Origin of the sequence: Sorangium sp. So ce302 (genome assembly GCF_051530145.1) — a bacterium.
GTDB classification, from domain to species: Bacteria; Myxococcota_A; Polyangia; order Polyangiales; family Polyangiaceae; genus Sorangium; species Sorangium cellulosum_B.
The window spans coordinates 8,851,453-8,868,476 of record NZ_CP150326.1; the positions used below are offsets into that span (position 1 = coordinate 8,851,453).

The 17,024-nt window shown below is 71.2% G+C and carries 13 protein-coding genes; 9 read left to right on the plus strand and 4 right to left on the minus strand.

Annotated features, from left to right (window positions below; translation table 11 throughout):
- The first annotated feature begins 5 nt into the window (after positions 1-5).
- Entirely contained in the window at positions 6-1,391 is a 1,386-nt protein-coding gene (locus WME73_RS33490) for a purine-cytosine permease family protein (RefSeq protein ID WP_437912154.1), read from the plus strand.
- On the opposite strand, the gene gndA is transcribed toward WME73_RS33490, so the two are convergent.
- Positions 1,366-2,898, minus strand: coding sequence for an NADP-dependent phosphogluconate dehydrogenase (gene gndA, locus WME73_RS33495; RefSeq protein ID WP_437912156.1), 1,533 nt, complete (start codon positions 2,896-2,898; stop codon positions 1,366-1,368). The genes WME73_RS33490 and gndA overlap by 26 nt on opposite strands.
- A gap of 218 nt (positions 2,899-3,116) precedes the next feature.
- On the opposite strand from gndA, the gene WME73_RS33500 reads away from it, so the two are divergent.
- From WME73_RS33500 to WME73_RS33515, 4 genes are all read left to right on the plus strand, one after another.
- Positions 3,117-5,168 carry a hypothetical protein gene (locus tag WME73_RS33500; RefSeq protein WP_437912157.1) on the plus strand — a complete coding sequence of 684 codons (2,052 nt, stop codon included), beginning with the start codon at positions 3,117-3,119 and terminating at the stop codon, positions 5,166-5,168.
- 350 nt (positions 5,169-5,518) lie between these two features.
- Positions 5,519-6,997, plus strand: coding sequence for a serine/threonine protein kinase (locus tag WME73_RS33505; protein ID WP_437912158.1), 1,479 nt, complete (start codon positions 5,519-5,521; stop codon positions 6,995-6,997).
- A gap of 96 nt (positions 6,998-7,093) precedes the next feature.
- Positions 7,094-8,173, plus strand: coding sequence for a hypothetical protein (locus WME73_RS33510; protein WP_437740413.1), 1,080 nt, complete (start codon positions 7,094-7,096; stop codon positions 8,171-8,173).
- A 228-nt stretch (positions 8,174-8,401) separates the two neighbouring features.
- Positions 8,402-9,121: a hypothetical protein gene (locus tag WME73_RS33515; RefSeq protein ID WP_437912159.1), complete on the plus strand. Its 720-nt coding sequence runs from the start codon at positions 8,402-8,404 to the stop codon at positions 9,119-9,121.
- 3 nt (positions 9,122-9,124) lie between these two features.
- Here WME73_RS33515 and WME73_RS33520 read toward each other — a convergent pair whose 3' ends face one another.
- Positions 9,125-9,481 (minus strand): Spx/MgsR family RNA polymerase-binding regulatory protein, encoded by a 357-nt coding sequence (locus WME73_RS33520; RefSeq protein ID WP_044966189.1) that lies wholly within the window; start codon positions 9,479-9,481, stop codon positions 9,125-9,127.
- Between the two features lie 270 nt (positions 9,482-9,751).
- Here WME73_RS33520 and abc-f point away from each other — a divergent pair, with 270 nt between their 5' ends.
- From abc-f to WME73_RS33535, 3 genes are all read left to right on the plus strand, one after another.
- Positions 9,752-11,374 carry a ribosomal protection-like ABC-F family protein gene (gene abc-f / locus WME73_RS33525; protein ID WP_437740415.1) on the plus strand — a complete coding sequence of 541 codons (1,623 nt, stop codon included), beginning with the start codon at positions 9,752-9,754 and terminating at the stop codon, positions 11,372-11,374.
- A 134-nt stretch (positions 11,375-11,508) separates the two neighbouring features.
- On the plus strand, positions 11,509-14,079 hold the full coding sequence (locus WME73_RS33530; protein ID WP_437912160.1) for an ATP-binding protein: 2,571 nt from the start codon (positions 11,509-11,511) through the stop codon (positions 14,077-14,079).
- Between the two features lie 92 nt (positions 14,080-14,171).
- Positions 14,172-14,429, plus strand: coding sequence for a hypothetical protein (locus WME73_RS33535; protein ID WP_437740417.1), 258 nt, complete (start codon positions 14,172-14,174; stop codon positions 14,427-14,429).
- Positions 14,430-14,551: 122 nt separating this feature from the next.
- On the opposite strand, the gene WME73_RS33540 is transcribed toward WME73_RS33535, so the two are convergent.
- Both WME73_RS33540 and WME73_RS33545 read right to left on the minus strand, forming a co-directional pair.
- Positions 14,552-14,920 (minus strand): hypothetical protein, encoded by a 369-nt coding sequence (locus WME73_RS33540; protein ID WP_437740418.1) that lies wholly within the window; start codon positions 14,918-14,920, stop codon positions 14,552-14,554.
- 170 nt (positions 14,921-15,090) lie between these two features.
- Positions 15,091-15,726 (minus strand): hypothetical protein, encoded by a 636-nt coding sequence (locus WME73_RS33545; RefSeq protein ID WP_437851419.1) that lies wholly within the window; start codon positions 15,724-15,726, stop codon positions 15,091-15,093.
- 329 nt (positions 15,727-16,055) lie between these two features.
- On the opposite strand from WME73_RS33545, the gene WME73_RS33550 reads away from it, so the two are divergent.
- The gene (locus WME73_RS33550; RefSeq protein WP_437740420.1) at positions 16,056-16,895 is read left to right on the plus strand and encodes a hypothetical protein; all 840 of its coding nucleotides are present in this window, start codon (positions 16,056-16,058) and stop codon (positions 16,893-16,895) included.
- Positions 16,896-17,024: the final 129 nt, after the last annotated feature.

The following is a 17,024-nucleotide window of genomic DNA, read 5'->3' on the forward strand; positions in this document are numbered from 1 at the left end:
AGGGCATGATCGGGCGCGACGACTTCCCCCTTGCCCGGGTGCCCGAGGCCGAGCGCTACCCGTGGTGGAGCGTCGCCGTCCAGCGGTTCGGCGAGCTCTCCGCGCTGTCGCAGCTCCTCCTCGGCGCCACGCTCGGCTTCCACATGACCTTCTGGGGCGCCTTCTGGGCGCTGACGCTGGGTGTCGTCCTCCTGGAGATCGTCGCGGTGCTCACCGGAGTCGCTGGCCAGCGAGAGGGCCTGTCCACGTATGTCCTCGCCCAGTGGACCGGCCTGGGACGTCACGGCTCGTCTCTGTTCGGCCTGTGCACGGCGGTCAGCCTGGTCGGGTGGTTCGGTGTCCAGAACGCCATCTTTGCCAAGGGCCTCGCCGCGCTCGCCGGCACGCAGGTGCCGCTGTGGGTCTATTGCGTCCTCACCGGGGCCGCCGTCACATTGATCGTGATCTACGGGTTCAGCTCGATGGCCTGGACCTCGTACATCACGGTTCCACTCTTTCTTGCCCTCAGCGCCTGGGCGATCCGGAGCGCCCTCGCCCGGCACGAGCTGGCCGACCTCATAGCGATGCCTCCGCCAGGAGAGCCCATGAGCGTCGCGGCCGGCGCGACCCTGGTGGCCGGCGGGTTCATCGTGGGTGCGGTCCTCACCCCGGACATGACCCGCTACAACCGTTCGGCGGCCGACGTGGTAAAGCAGACGCTCGTCGGGGTGACCCTCGGTGAGTACACGATCGGCCTCACCGGCGTGCTCCTGGCGCACGCCGTCCAGAGCGCGGATGTCGTCCACATCGTGACGACGGAGGTCGGGGTCGTCGGCGCGGCGATCCTCGTGACGGCCACGTTGAAGATCAACGACTGGAATCTGTACTCGGCCTCCCTCAGCCTGGTGACCACGGTTTATCAGGCGACGGGCCGACACGTCCCGCGGAGCGCGATGACGCTCGCGGTGGGTGCGGCGGGGACGGCGCTCTCGATCGCCGGGATCCTGGAGCACCTCGTCGGATTTCTCACGCTGCTCGGGGTCGCTTTCCCGCCTGTCGCCGGCATCATGATCGCCGAATATTACGTCGTGCGCCGACATCGCGCTGCGCTCGCGCACGCCCGATCCGCCGGTACGCTTCCCCCGCACGTGGAGTCCATGAGCCTTCGCCCGCTCCTCGCCTGGGCAGGCGGGGTGGCGGCGGGATACCTCATCCACGCCGGCATTCCGGCCATCAACGCGCTCCTGTGCGGCTTTCTCGTCCATGTCGCGCTGAACCGGACGACGAGCAGGGGCTCCGATGGCCGAGCCGATCATCGACACGGGCGTCCACGGAGGCGGGAGGACGGTGGCGGAGAGGCGAGGAGGACGGGGATCGCGTCGGGCGTCAGTGCCCGCCGCCGGTGCCCTTGATGTCCAGCTGAGGACGGGAGGGGTGCGGCCAGTCGAGGTGGAAGAACTTGCCGCGCGGCTGATCCGTGCGCTCGTAGGTGTGCGCCCCGAAGTAGTCTCGCTGAGCCTGCAGGAGATTTGCAGGCAGGTGGGCCGCACGGTACCCGTCGTAATACGACAGGGCCGACATGAACGCAGGCGCCCAGACGCCGTTCTGCGCTGCGATCGACACCACCTTGCGCCAGTTCGCCTGCCCCTGCTTGATCTGATCGTTGAAGTACGGATCGAGCAGCAGGTTCGTCAGGCCAGGGTTGCGCGTGTACGCCTCCGTGATCTTCTGGAGGAAGCGGGCGCGGATGATGCAGCCGCCGCGCCAGATGCTCGCGATCGTGCCGAAATCAAGCGTCCACTTGTACTCCGCCTGCGCCGCCGCCATGAGCTGGAAGCCCTGCGCGTAGGCGCAGATCTTCGAGCAATACAGCGCGTCGCGGATCGCCGTGATCGTCCCCTGCCGGTCCGCGACCGGGGTCGGGGTCGGGCCAGAGAGCTGCTTCGAGGCCTCGACGCGCTCGTCCTTCAGCGCAGAGAGGCAACGGGCGAACACCGCCTCCGCAATGGCGTTCGCAGGAATGCCCATGTCGAGCGCGTTGCTGCTCGTCCACTTGCCCGTGCCCTTCTGCCCCGCCGTGTCGAGGACGAAATCGACGAACGGCTTGTCCTTCTGGACAGGGTCCTTCTGCTGGAGGATATCGGCGGTGATCTGGATGAGGTACGAGTCGAGATCTCCGCTGTTCCACTCGGAGAAGACCCGAGACATCTCGTCCTTCGACATCCCGAGCAGCCCGTCGAGGAGCGTGTACGCCTCGCAGATGAGCTGCATGTCGATGTACTCGATGCCGTTGTGGACCATCTTCACGTAATGGCCCGCGCCGTTCGGCCCGATGTACGCCGTGCAGGGGACCCCGCCCTCCACCGGCTTGCCGGGGGACGCGCCCTCGATCGGCTTGCCGGTCGCCGGATCGACCTTGGCGGCGATCGCGCGCCAGATCGGCTCCAGGTGCTGCCAGGACGCGGGATCACCGCCGGGCATCAGCGAGGGGCCGAAGCGCGCCCCCACCTCGCCGCCGGAGACGCCCGAGCCGAAGAACTTGCACTGCTTCGCGTACTCCTGCTCCCGGCGGATCGTGTCGGTCCAGAGCGAGTTGCCCAGATCGACGACGATATCGTCCGGCTCGACGCCCGCCTCGATGAGCTGCTTGACCACCATGTCCACCGGCGGACCGGCCTTGACCAGGATCACCGCCTTGCGCGGCTTCTTCAGCGCGCGGACGAAGTCCTTCAGCGTCTCGCAGCAGACCAGGCCGCCGGGCGTGCTCGGGTTCCTCGCGACGAAGTCCTTCGCGACCTGCACCGTGCGGTTGTACACGGCCACCTTGAACCCGTGGTCGGCCATGTTGAGCGCGACGTTCTCGCCCATGACGGCCAGCCCGATCATGCCGATGTCGCAGCTGGATGTGGCATCATTCATCCCGGTTCTTCTCCTTCACACGTGGCTCTTTCGCCGCCAGCGACCGCACTGCTGCGCGGCCAGGACGACGGGTCAGCAAGCCGCGAGCCACGAATCGCAGGCCGCGGGCCCGCGCGCCGTCGATCTCGCTGGGTCGGCTGGGAGCCACGGCCGCGCATTCTGAGCAGGCCGGCGGCGCGGCGTCCAGTGCGCTCGCACGCCATGGTAGGCTCTCGCCGATGCGACCGGGCCCGGCGCTCGCAGGCCTCCTGCTCCTCGCCTCCGCGGCAGCCTCGGCCTGCGGGCCAACCACGTACAACGCCCGCGCCGCCCGCGCCTTCGCGAACGAGGACGCCCGCCGCGCCATCATCGACGATCGCGCCGCGGATCTGGAGCGAGCGGCCTGGCTTGCCGACGAGGTCCTCTCGAGCACCCCGTACTCCCCGGGTGACGCGTGGATCGCGGCGCTCCGCCTCGACGACGACGAGGGCGAGCGGCTCCGCGCGCGCCTCGAGAAGACGCCCCCCTACGACGGAGAGCACGAGGTCCCGCTCGCCAAGCTCTACCGCGCGAAGCTCGACGAGGCGCTCGCCCGCGCGGCGGCGCGCGGTGAGCGCGGCGCGCCGCCCGCGTTCGCGCGCCTCTTCGACGCGCTCGCGGAGCTCGCGGCGCCGTCGCGCGAGGCTCGCGCCGCGAGCCGCCTGCCGGCCGCGTGGCAGGCGCTCGCCGAGCACGCGCGGGCGCTCGCCGCCGAGGAGCGGAGCGTCGAGCGGCTCTCGGCCGGGAGGCCCCTCGGCTTCCCCGACACGCCCGAGATCGCCGCCGCGAAGGCGAGGGCCGGCGCGCGGCGGCGGGCGCTCGCCGGAGCGCACCGGGACGTCGCTTTCGCCGCCGCCGCGCTCCGCGCGGCGAGCGCAGGGCAGGAGCCCGCCCGGACGATCGCGCGCGACGCCCTCCATGTGCTGTCGTTCGTCCTGCGAATGCACATCGAGGCGCTCGCCGTGGCGCCGTACGTCGTGAAGCAGGCCCGGCGGGTGGCGCGGGACGAGCCCGGCTACAGGGCCGCCGTGGCGCGCGCGGAGGCGATCTCCAGGGTGCTCGAGGAGCAGCGCGCGGCGCTCTCCGCCTGCGCCGAGGCGCTCTCCGCGCCGGCGCAGACGCCGCTCGAGGACACGGCGGGCTTCGAGGCGCAGGAGGGCCTGCTCGAGCAGGGCCGGGCGATCAGCCTCGACGCCGTCCACCTGAAGCTGAAGGGCGACGTCGAGCTCCTGTTCTTCCACCAGCTCGCGAGCGCGGGCTCCTCCGGCGGCGTCAACGATTACCGGGGCAGGACGCGGCGGCTCGCCTACGACGTCGATCCTGTGTTCATGGTCGGCGGCCGGGCGCTGCTCACGTACGACTTCGACCACGCGCGCGACGCTGCGCGCCTCAACGCCGGCTTCAAGACCGACCGGCTGTTCTCGTCGGGCGGCGACATCCAGTACGACGGCTCGCTCGGCAGGCTCCTCGGGCTGAACGGCTTCGCGAGCGACGTCTTCGACATCGGCGCCGACCTCGCCGGCGTGAGCACGAGCCTCAAGATCGCGCGCTTCACCGCCGGGAACGTGACCGAGCTCGCCGTCGATCCGGCGACCGACCGCGACGCCGGCGCCGTCGCCAGCGCCCCCTTCCAGCTCTTGCTCCGCCAGATCGACGTCGGCTTCGACCTGACGAAGCTCTTCCCGGAGGCCGCGGACGACCTCTACCTCGAGGAGCTGCTCGCGGGCTTCAGGTACATCGACTACAAGCTCCCGCGCATCTTCTATGCGCTCCGCGAGCGGGACCCGGGCGAGGGCGACGTCTACGTCTTCGAGCGGCAAAGCCCCGCCCAGAGCGTGACGTCGCGGTTTTACCAGGGCGGCTTCAGCGTGCGGATGGGCAACGGCGAGTGGCCGCGGCTCGCGCCGTTCGGCGATCTCGGCCTCTACGGCGGCGCCGGCCCGGTGCGCTACGCCTTCTCCGCGGATCCCGCGGTCCCCGGCGCCCCGCGCGAGGTCGACGAGGCGACGATGATCGCGCTCTCCGGCAATGTGTCGGTGGGGCTCCGGCTCCGCTTGACTTCGTACCTCAGCCGGCTCCGCCTGCTCACCGAGCTGTCCTACAACGTGGAGGCGATCGGCCAGGGTATCCTATCGAGCATCCACGCGACCAGACGCGGAGACGAGACGATCTACACGATCGGTCGCAAGCTCGAACTCGGTGGGTTCGACGTGTTCCACGGGCCCCGGCTGCTGGCGGTGCTCGTGCTCTGACGGGACAGGCGGCGCCCGCGCTCCGCCCGTGCATCTGACGATATCGATGTGTCTGTCGTGAAAAACGATCAGAACGGACGGGCACCACATCACCGCTGGAGAGCCCCGTAAGCCACGGAATCACGGGATCTTCTCGCGACGACGGTCGGGGCTCCGCGCGAGCGGCGCAAGCGGCGCCAATCAGCGCAGGGCGCTTACCTGTTACCTGGTGCGCGCAGATCTAACGAACGCGCCTACATTGGGGAGTTCCATGTGGGGAGTCTTACGGCCCACAAGTTTGTAAGGTCTGCAAGTTAACGAGTGCGGCCGTCCGACCAGGTGGTGTAACCTCGTTCGACGCGGGTGAGACTATGTCGCTGAACTTCAACGAGGGGATGCTGTTCGCTGGTAGGTACCGCGTCGTGCGCAGCATCGCGACGGGTGCGATGGGGGCGGTCTACGAGGTCGTCCACGTCGAGACGGATCGGCGGCGGGCGCTCAAGGTCATGCACCCGCACCTCGCCGAGAACCCCGAGTTCCACGCGCGGTTCAAGCTCGAGGCGCGCATCGCCGCGCGCATAGCGACCGAGCACATCGTCGAGGTGTTCGACGCCGGGATCGACCTGGACACCGGCATGCCGTTCCTCGTGATGGAGCTGCTCCGCGGCGAGGAGCTCAGCAAGCGCATCCGCCGCGGCGGGCGCCTGCCGCCGGAGAACGCCATCGCCTACCTGCGCCAGACCGCGCACGCCCTGGACAAAACGCACGCGGCCGGCGTGGTCCACCGCGATCTGAAGCCCGCGAACCTCTTCCTCGCGGCGAGCGACGACGACGACGAGATCCGGATCAAGGTGCTTGACTTCGGCATCGCAAAGCTGGTCGCCGAGACGGCTGTCGAAGGGGCGAACACCGCCGCCCTCGGGACGCCGCTCTACATGGCGCCCGAGCAGTTCAGCGGCGAGACGATCACGCGGGCGGTCGATCTCTTCGCGCTCGGCATGATCGCGTATACGACCCTCGTCGGCAAGGCCTACTGGCTGAACGACATGCGCGAGTACAGTAACTCGCTGGCGTTCGCGGTGATCGCGATGCACGGCCCGCAGGAGCCCCCGTCCGTGCGCGCGGAGAAGGAGGGGGTGAAGCTGCCCCCGGGCTTCGACGCGTGGTTCGCGAAGGCGACGGCGCGCGAGCCCGGGGCGCGCTTCCCGACCGCTTCGTCCACGGTGGAGGCGCTCGCCGAGGTCTTCGACATCGCCCCCATGACGGTCAGGTCGTCGCGCCTGGCCGCGCTGGAGACGCCGATCCCGCGGTATAGCCATGCCAGCCAGGGGCCCGGGTCGTCGATGCCGGTGGCCGCCCAGTCGTCCAGCACGGGCGTGGAGACCCGGGTCGGCACCGGCACCGGCACCACCGCGGCGCCGCGGAGCCGATCCGCGCTCGTCGTCGCGGCCATCGCCCTGGTCGGCGGCAGCGCCCTCGCCTTCGCCGCGTTCAGCAAGGGCAGGTCCCCGGCCCCCGGCCCCACCGAGCACGCGCAGGCGGCGCAGGCTGCGGCCGTCGCGCCGCCCTCCACGCCGCCCGATGCCGCCCCGGGCGCAGCCCGCCCCGAGGAGGCCGGCAAGGAGGCCGGCACGCCCAGGTCGACCGACCTCGCGGCGCCGGCGAGCCCCGCCGCCGCGCCGCCCGCGAACAGCAGCCTGGCGATCGCTCCCGAAGTGTTGGCGAGCGCGAAGGCCTCGCCGGCGCCGCGCACCCCGGCGCCGCCGCCCGGCGCCTGGCGCAAGATCGCGCCGACCGCCTCCGCCGCCCCCGCGGCGAAACCCCGGGAGTCGCTCTACGGCGCAGACTGAGCGCGGCCCCACAACCCGCTGATTTTTTGCCTGGGGCGGTCCCAAAGGAGGTATCTCATGTTACCTCCGATGCGAACCTTCTGGCCCGGGTCCGTCTTGAGCGGACTACTGTGCATTGCTGTCACCGCGCCGGCGAACGCGCAGCCTGACGCCGTGGCCGTGGCCGAGTCGCTCTTCAACCGCGGCCTCGCGGACATGCTGGCGGGGAAGTTCCAGACCGGATGCCCTGCCCTCACCGAGAGCTACCGGCTCGATCCTCGCGCAGGGCGGCTGTTCACGCTCGCCGAGTGCGAGGCCAAGTGGGGGCGCACCGCGACCGCGGTCGCGCGCTACAACGACTTCCTTTCGCTCTACTCCCGCCTATCCGAGTCCGAGCAGCTCAAGCAGTACGATCGCTACAAGCTCGTGCTCGAGCAGCGCGACGCGCTCGTGCCGCTCGTGCCACAGCTCACGCTGTCGCTGCCGGCCGACGCGCCCGCCGGGACGATGGTCCAGCGCGACGGCATCACGCTGGAGGGGCCTTCGCTCGGGATCGCGCTCCCCGTCAACCCGGGCGAGCACGTCGTGACGACGAAGGCGCCGGGCGGGCCCACCCACGAGGTGCGGTTCACGATCGAGAAGTCGGAGGAGAAGACGATCGAGCTCGAGGTGAAGCTCCCGGAGGCGCCGCCCCCGGCGACGCCGGCGGATCAGCCGCCTCAGCAGTCCGCCCCGCCGCCGTCACGGCACGACGAGGGCGCGTCGCGGACGCCGGCGCCGACCGGGACCAGCGGCCGGCGCGTGCTGACGTACGTGACGGGCGGGCTCGCCTTGGGCGGGCTGATCGCCGGGGGAGTGACGGGAGCCATGGCGCTCAGCGAGGGCCGCCACGCGGAGGAGGACTGCGACGACGTCGGCTCCGGCAGGGCGGTATGCAAGACCGCCGAAGGGAAGGCCGCTGGAAAGCGCGCGAAGGACCTGGGGCTGGTGAGCACGATCGGCTTCGGCGCCGGGGCGGCGCTGGCCGGCACGGCGCTCGTGCTCCTCCTGACGGAGCCCTCCTCGTCCGGTTCGCAGGCCAGCGCGACTACCGGCGCGCAGGCCGGCGCCGCGCCCTACCACCCAGCAGGCGCGATGAGCTGGTCGCTGCTCGCGGGACCGACCGGCGGCGGCGTCGTGGTGCGCAGCCAGTGGTGAACCAGCCCGCGCCTGTCGCCGCCTTCGCGCGCGCACGGTAGCGCGGCGCACGCTCACGCCGCCTCGAAGCCGCGTTGCGATGCGACGTCCAAGGGAAATCCACGACCGCCTCGCCGCGCACCGTCGGAACCTTGCGCCTCGTCCTGGGGCGCGGCCGAGCGTAGTATCCCATGGAAAACTACAGGCCGACGCGCCCTGGCGGGTGAGGCGGTGAGGAAAGGGCAACTCATGATCACGAAGACCACGATGGCCATGTTCGGGGTCGCAGCCTCCGGTCTGCTCGCAGGCTGCACGGAGACGCTCGATTCGCAGCAGATCAAGACCGGGGGGATCTCTGCGACCCTGGAGGCGATCGCCGAGAGCGCGTCGTCGACGACCCTGCGGGCCACCCTCAAGGCCGGCGGCGACGAGAGCAACACGTACGTCATCCTGAGCGCGGGAGATCGGATCTCGGCGACCGTGGACGGCGAGGCGGTCGCGATGTCCGCCGAGAGCGATGGGGTCTACGAGGCTGGCGTCGACGTCGGCGCAGGAGGCACCGAGATCAAGGTGCTGCTGGACCGCGACGACGAGGACGACGACGACGCGACGAACAACGTGGGGACGCTCCCCGAGCCGTTCGACCTCGAGGCGCTGCCCAGAGAGCCAGTCCCGCGCGGCGAGGACCTCACGATCACCTGGTCGCCGAGCGCGTCCGGGGACGACATGGTGATCGACGTGAAGGGCGACTGCATCTTCTCCAAGACGTTCGATGTGGGGGGCGACCCGGGGACGTACACCATCGACGCGGGCAAGCTGGAGGCGACCAGCTCGCAGGAGCCCGAGAGCTGCGACGTGGACGTCGTGATCCGCCGCTCGCGCAGCGGCACGACGGACAACAACCTGGACCCGGAGAGCTCGTTCGAGCTGAGCCAGGTCCGGGGAGGCCGCTTCACCTCGGCCCCCTGAGGCTCAGCCGAACAGCGCGGCGTAGTCGTCCTCGCGGAAGCCCACGAGCACCCGGTTTCCCTTCACCAGCACAGGCCGCTTCACGAGCTTCCCGTCCTCGGTGAGCCACCGCGTGACGTCGTCGTCGCTCGCGGCGTCCACCCGCGCCTTGCCGAGCGCGCGGTAGCTCTGCCCGCTCGTGTTGAGCCACCGGCGCACCGAGAGCCCGCTCGCTGGGACCCACCGGGCGAGCTCTGCGGCCGTCGGCGGCTCATCGACGATGGGGCGCACGGCGACGTCGACGCCGCGCTCGCCGAGCCACTTCAGCGCTCGCTTGCAGGTGCTGCAGCCGGCATAAGAGAGGATCTGGACCTTGCTCATGCCGGGCCTTCTGCCCCCTCGACCGCGCGACATCAAGCGCGGATGAGCGCGAAAAAGAGATGGAAAGCGCGCGCATAGCAGGAGAGAAAAAAAAGGGCTCCTGTGCAATGCGCCCGGAATGCGCCCGAAGACGAGCAATGCACCGATTGACCGCGGGCGGTTCATGGCGCGCGCCGGCGCCGACGGCGGCGGACGAAATGCCGCATCGCGCGACGGGCCGTCTGGTATAGGGGGCGCGGAAAGGAGCCGCCCCCAGCGGCAGCGCCCCTCGTGATCCGTCTCGATTCCATCAGCAAGCAGCACGGCAAGCAGATCCTCTTCCTCGAGGCCTCCGCGGCGGTGAACCGCGGCGAGAAGGTCGGCCTGGTGGGGCCCAACGGCTCGGGCAAGACGACCATCTTCCGGATGATCACCAAGGAGGAGGCGCCCGACGGCGGCCAGGTCGCCATCGATCGCGGCGTCACCGTCGGCTACTTCAGCCAGGACGTCGGCGAGATGAAGGGCAGGAGCGCCGTCGCCGAGACCATGGACGGCGCCGGCCCGGTCTCCGACGTCGCCGCGGAGCTCCGCGAGCTCGAGGCCGCGCTCGCCGACCCCGAGCGGATGGATGAAATGGAGAGCTTGATCGAGCGCTTCGGGCAGGCCCAGGCCCGCTACGAAGAGCTCGGCGGCTACGCGCTCGACGCCAAGGCGCGCGAGATCCTCGCCGGGCTCGGCTTCAGCCAGGCCGTGATGGACGGCGACGTGGGCGCCCTCTCGGGCGGGTGGAAGATGCGCGTCGCGCTCGCCCGCATCCTCCTCATGAGGCCCGACGCGCTCCTGCTCGATGAGCCGACGAACCACCTCGACATCGAGTCGATCATCTGGCTCGAAGGGTACCTGAAGCAGTATGCCGGGGCGCTCGTCATGACCTCGCACGACCGAGAGTTCATGAACCGCATCGTCACCAAGATCATCGAGATCGACGGCGGCGAGCTCACCAGCTACTCCGGCAACTACGAGTTCTACGAGCAGCAGCGCGCCATCAACGAGCAGCAGGCCGAGGCGCAGTACGAGCGCCAGCAGGCGATGCTCGCGAAGGAGATGCGCTTCATCGAGCGCTTCAAGGCCCAGGCCGCCAAGGCGGCGCAGGTCCAGTCGCGCGTGAAGAAGCTGGAGAAGATCGACAAGGTCGAGCCGCCGAAGCGCAGGAGGACGATCCGCTTCGAGTTCAAGCCCGCGCCGCGCTCGGGCGACGACGTGGCGCGGCTCAGCGGGGTGAAGAAGTCCTTCGGCGGGCGCTCCATCTACGACGGATTCGACCTCCTGATCCGCCGCCGCGAGCGCTGGTGTGTGATGGGCGTGAACGGCGCCGGCAAATCCACCCTTCTCAAGCTCGTCGCGGGGGCATCCGCCCCGGACGCAGGCGGGGTGAACGTCGGCGCGAGTGTGAAGCTGGGGTATTTCGCGCAGCACGCGATGGAGCTCCTCGACCCGACCCGCTCCGTCTGGGAGTCCATCGTGGCGAGCTTCCCGCAGGCCTCGATCGGCTCGCTCCGCACGCTCGCCGGCGCGTTCGGCTTCTCGGGCGACGATATCGACAAGCCCTGTCGCATCCTGTCCGGCGGCGAGAAGGCGCGCCTCGTGCTCGCGATCATGCTCTATGATCCGCCCAACTTCCTCGTGCTCGACGAGCCGACGAACCACCTCGACATGGCGACCAAGGAGATGCTCGTCGCGGCGCTCTCCTCGTTCGAGGGCACCATGCTGTTCGTCTCGCACGATCGCCGCTTCCTCGCCGCGCTGTCCAACCGCGTCCTGGAGCTCCTGCCCGACGGGCCGCGCGTGTATGGCGGGGGATACCTGGAGTATGTCGCCCAGAGCGGACACGAGGCGCCAGGCATCCGGAGCTGACCCGCGCCGACGTGCGCTCGCGCGGCGTGCGGCGCGCGCGGCGAGCAAGCTCCGCCTGGGAGCGGCGCTCTCTCGTCGATTTCGTCGATTCGAGTCGGTGCTAGGTGAACACGCGCTCAAGGATTCGCGCTATCGTGAGGTCCCCGATGGATCTGCTCGGTAGACCGAACCCAAAGCGGCTCTCCGACTTCATCCAGCGCCACCACGACGCGCTCCTGGATGCCTGGAAGTACCGAGTCCAGGCGCTCAGCCCGGCGCGGCGGCTGCCGGCGCCGAGACCGACCGATCACCTCCCGGACATCCTCGCCTACATCGCCGAGGGCACGCGCAGCGCGGGCACGGCGGCGGCGGCCGACCGGAAGCACCGGGGGCTCCCTGGGCTCCACGCGTTGAGCCGGCTCGCCCACGGGTACGATCTCGCCGACGTCGTGATGGAGTACGCGGCGCTCCGCGTCGTGATCCTGGAGCTCTGGGAGCGGGACGGCGGCGGGGACGGGGGGCGTGAGGTCATCCAGCTGAACGGGACGATCGACGAGGCGATCGCCGACGCGGTGTCCCGTTACCAGGCGGCGCGCGTGCGCCTGCTCCAGGCGCTCGACGCCATCTCGACGGCCGCGCTCGGAAGCAGCGATCTGGACACCTTCCTGAAGGCGCTCCTCCGTGCCACCCGGGAGGCGGCGGCCGCCGTGGACGTGGCGATCGTCCTGCTCGGGGACGGGGACGCCCTCGAGGTCCACGCGACCGCGGGCATCGACGACGGGCCGCTGCCCGGGCCACCGCTCGAGGCGGCGCGGGAGTTCGCCCGCGCGGTCCTCGCGCTGCGCGGGCCCACGTCGCTCGACGCCGCGGCCGGCGGCTTGCCCGTCACCGCGCGGGAAATCCGGGCGAGGGGGCTGCGCGCCGTCTACGGCGTGCCGCTGATCCACGAGGGGCACTCCATCGGCGTCGCGATCCTCGGCTCCCGCAACGCCGAGGAGTTCTCCGAGGATGACGCGCTGATGCTGCGCACGATGACCAGCCGGGCGACCGGCATCATCGTGCAGGCGCAGCTCGTCGCGAAGGAGCGCGCGGCGCGGCGCCAGGCGGACGACGCCCGCGCCCTGCTCGCGACCGTGGTCGAGCAGATGCCGGCGGGGCTCGTCATCGCCGAGCCGCCGACGGGGCGCGTCCTCCTCTCGAACCCCCAGGCCGGGGCGATCTTCGGGCTGCCGCTCCTGGAGATCGACAACATCGATGGATACGCCGTCTGCCGGGGCTCCGACCCTCGGTCGGGCAGGCCATACGAGGCCCGGGATTGGCCTCTCGCGCGGACGATCACGACCGGCGAGGTCGTGATCGACGAGGAGATCGACATCGTCCGCGACGACGGCGCGCGGGGGCGGATCCTCGTGCGCTCGGCGCCGGTCCGGGATCCGGTCGGGCGCGTGATGGCGGCCGTCGTGACCTTCTTCGACATCACGGAGCGAACGCGCGTCGAGCGGGGGGAGCGCTTCCTGGCCGCCGCGAGCGCCGCGCTCAGCGACACCCTCGACTTCCAGGGCACGCTCGACCGGGTGGGGCACCTGACGGTCCCCGAGCTGGCAGACTGGTGCGTCATCCAGACGCTCCCGGACCTCGAGCAGGCGCGCGGGATCACGGTGACCCACACGCGCCCGGAGGAGCTCCAGCGGGCGCGCGCGCTCTTCCGCGAGCTGGATCCCCCGCCGCCGCTGATGGCGCTGCTGGAGCGGGCCCTCTGCCGCGAGCGCCCGGAGCTCATCAGGGATCTGTCGCACCCGCTGGTCGCCTCGCTCGACGAGAACGGCGCCTTCCGCCGGTTCGCCCGGGCGCTCGGGATCACGTCGGCCCTGGTGGTCCCGATGGTCGCGCGGGGCCGCACCTTCGGCTGCATCACGCTGGCGACGGCGGGGTCCGGCCGGGTCTACGACGAGGCGGACCTCGCGGTGGCGCACGACCTGGCGCAGCGGGCGGCGCTCGCGGCGGACAACGCCCGCCTGTACGAGGCGGCGCAGCGCGCGATCGAGCTCCGGGACAACGTGCTCGCCACGGTGTCCCACGACCTCAGGAACCCCCTGAGCGCGATCCTCACGGCGGCCGCCGTGATGACGAAGCGCGCGGCGACGCGGGGAGAGAAGGGCGACACGAAGGCGATCCAGGCGATCCAGCGCTCGGCGCACCGGATGGATCGGCTGCTCCACGACCTGCTCGACTTCGCGAGCCTGCGCGCCGGCCGGCTGGCGCTGCGCCGGCAGCCGCAGGATCCGCGGGAGATCGGCAGGGAGGCGGTGGAGACGTTCGAGTCGCAGGCCCAGGAGAAGGGGGTCCAGCTAGGGGTCGTGGCGGCCGACGACGTCCCGCTCGTCACGTGTGATCGCGATCGGGTGCTCCAGGTGCTCACCAACCTCCTGAGCAACGCGCTCCAGGTGACGGGCGCCCAGGGGGCGATCACGCTGCGGTGCGAGCGCGGGGAGGAGCACGTCGTCTTCTCGGTGGCCGACACGGGGCCCGGGATCCCGGAGGACGAGCTGCCCCACCTCTTCGAGCGGTTCTGGCGCGGCCAGCGGAACGGCTACAAGGGCACCGGGCTCGGGCTGGCCATCGCCCGGGAGCTCGTGGCGGCCCACGGGGGGACGATCCACGTGGAGAGCCGCGTGGGCGTGGGGACGACGTTCAGGTTCACGATCCCCGTCATGGACGAGGGGTGAGCCGGGGGCGGCGGGCAGACGGGACAGCCGCCGCAAGGGAGGAGTGGACGATCGAGCGCGCCGGTCCCAGGAGCCCTCGGGAAGGAGGAGACATGGGAGTCGATACAACGCACGATCCGCCCGGCGACCCGCGCCTCGCGCACGAGGTCAGCGAGGAGAAGCGGCCTCTCCCGCAGGCGGATGTCCCGGGCGTCCGCGGGCCGATCACGCCGTCTGGCGAGCTCGAGGACACTCCGCCCGACGAGGTCGATAGCTGGGGCAGCGAAGGCGGCGCCGGCTCGTACGCGGGGGGGCCGATCATCTCGAATACGAAGATCTCCGCGCCGAGGTCGCCCCGCGCGTCGGGGTAGCGGGGAAGTAGGGTTGATCCGCCCGGCCAGCGGGCGCGACACAAGGGCGACCGGTGAGCGCTGCAGACAGCGAGAAGAAATCAAGTCGACCCCTGAACTTTTCAGACGACAACCGCGCCACCTCACGGCAGCTGCGCGGACCTGGGCGCGCACCGCTGCATGTAGGCCGGCTCGGGGCAGCCGTCGTGCGTCAGGATCTCGCCGTCCAGGCACTTCACGAGCGCCGCCCGGATGTCGAGGCACCTCCCCCGCCCCGCGTCCACACATCGATGCTCCGTGGTGGTCCCGTTGGCGCAGCCGTCGAGCTGGCCCTCGGGGCACTCGAGGAGCGGCCCAGTCGAACAGCCGTTCTCCCGCTGCTCGCCCGCCGCAACCGTCGACGTCCCCTGGGTCGCCGGCTGCTTGCTGGAGCAAGCCGCGCTCGAGACGAGCGCGAGCCCCGTGAAGAAGAGGCTCAGGCCCCGACGGGGCGAGTCGCTGCGCGTGTTCATACCGTCGTTCTCCGTGGATCAAGCCCGGCCGCGGCCGCGGGACCCCGAAGGCGGGTCGCCGCCCGAGCGGGCGGCAGCGTACTCCACTCCACGTCCACGGGACGACAGGGGCCCGGCCCACGCTCGCCTCGCCCCGCAGGCGCGGCCCAGGTCAAGACCCGATGGCCAGGTCAAAACGCGCCGCCGCCGTGCGCGAGCAGCGCCCACGTGTCGCCGCCCGTCTGGGTCGTCGCGCCGCCGAGGCTCAGGTCGTCGAAGAACGCAGGACGGAAGTTGAACCGAGCGCCCAGCTTGACGTTGCGCGTCACGAGCCGCTCCACGCCCGCGGTGAGCGGCACCGACAGCGCGAACGCGTCGCCGCCGCGGCCCGCCCAGCCCACGTAGCCCACGCCCGCGACAACGAACGGCTGCACGATCGCCTCGTCAGCGCGCAGGATGTTGTAGCGCAGACCCGCGTCGAGCGAGGTCATCACCAGCGATTTCCCCACGAGCGCGCGCTCGTTCACCGAGCCGGTGTAGTTGGCCTCGACGGCCACGCGCGGCGACATGCTCCCGGTCACCCGAACGTTCCAGCTCGGCCCGACGCCCGCGGCGCCGCCCAGGAAGCCCAGCACGCCGAGGCCGCCCTCCACCGCGACAGTGGGCTCCGGGATGCGCCGGATGAGCGGTTGATCCGCCGGAGGGAGGTTGCCTGTCGGCCGGACCTGCTGATCCCGGCCCGCCGCGCCCTGCGCCTCCGCCGCGCCGGCGAGCGCCATCATTCCGGCGGCGGTCATGGCGGCCGCCGCGAGTCGTCGCGTGCTCATTGCAGTTGTCTCCGGTTGGCTCGTTCCGTCTTCGACGACCGCCTCGTGCACACCGCAGGCCACACGCGGCTGTGCAGCCCAGGCCCGGCGGGCTCCGCCTTGCGCCGCGCAGCCGGGCGCCGCCGAAACCGCGGCGCCACCGAAACCGCGGCGCCGCTCGCACGTATCCCGGACATGGAACTCATGGAACCGAGGCGCAGAGCGGGCGGGCGAGCGATGGCGATGACCCCGATCTCCCTTTCCGGGCGCCGGCCTTCCTGTTCAAGTGGAGACCGCCGCGCGCCCTCGTGCGCGGGCGCGCAACAACCCGAGAGATGCAGGAGGCGAGCGTGAAGACGATCCGGACAAGGGCCTTGCTCCTCCTCGCGCTCGCGGCCGCCGGCCTTGGCGCGGCCGCGTGCCAGGGGGAGCAGCCGAGCCTCGCGCCCGCCGCGACCGAGCTCAAGGCGCCGGAGCCGAAGGCGCCCGCCGCGGCGACCTTCGCGATCGACCGCGCGGGCAGCAAGGTCGAGCTCGTGATGGATGCGCCGCAGGAGAAGATCCGCGGGCGGATCGCGGGCGCCGCCGCGGGGACGCTCCAGGTCGACCCCGCCGACGTCACGAGGACGACGGGCCTCATCACGGTCGACCTCTCCACGATCGAGCTCTTCCAGACCGCCGTGGGCGACGACGGCAAGCCCGGCGAGGAGAAGAAGAGCGACCTGCAGAACCAGCACGCGCGCACCTGGCTCGAGATCTCGAAGGACACGCCCGACGACGTCCGCGCGAAGAACGAGAAGGCCCAGTTCGCGATCCGGTCGATCTCGACCTCCGGCGAGAAGGACCTCTCGAAGCTGTCCGGCGCGGAGCGGACGGTGACCGTCACGGCGTCGGGCGACCTGCTGCTGCACCAGCGGCAGTCCCCGAGGACCGTGGAGCTCATCGCCACGTTCAGGTACGAGGGCGAAAGGCCCGCGAGCGTCACCGTGAAGACGGCGAAGCCGTTCCCGGTGGGGCTCGCCGAGCACGACGTCCGCCCGCGGGAGGCGTTCGGCAAGCTCGCCCAGAAGACGCTCGAGGTGCTCTCGCCCAAGGTCGCCAAGGAGGCGATGGTGACGCTCGAGCTGACCGCGACCGCCGGCGCGGCCCCCATGGCGCCGGCGGCGGCAGCGGACGGCGGCGCGCGGTGAGCGCGGCGCGCCGCCCGAAAGTGGGCCGTTGCGGCGACGCAGCGGCTCTGAGATGACACGGCGGTCCGGAAGCCGCCGGAAGCCGCCGGAAGCCGGATCACGCCTCGCCCGCCGGAGGGCGCAGGCCCG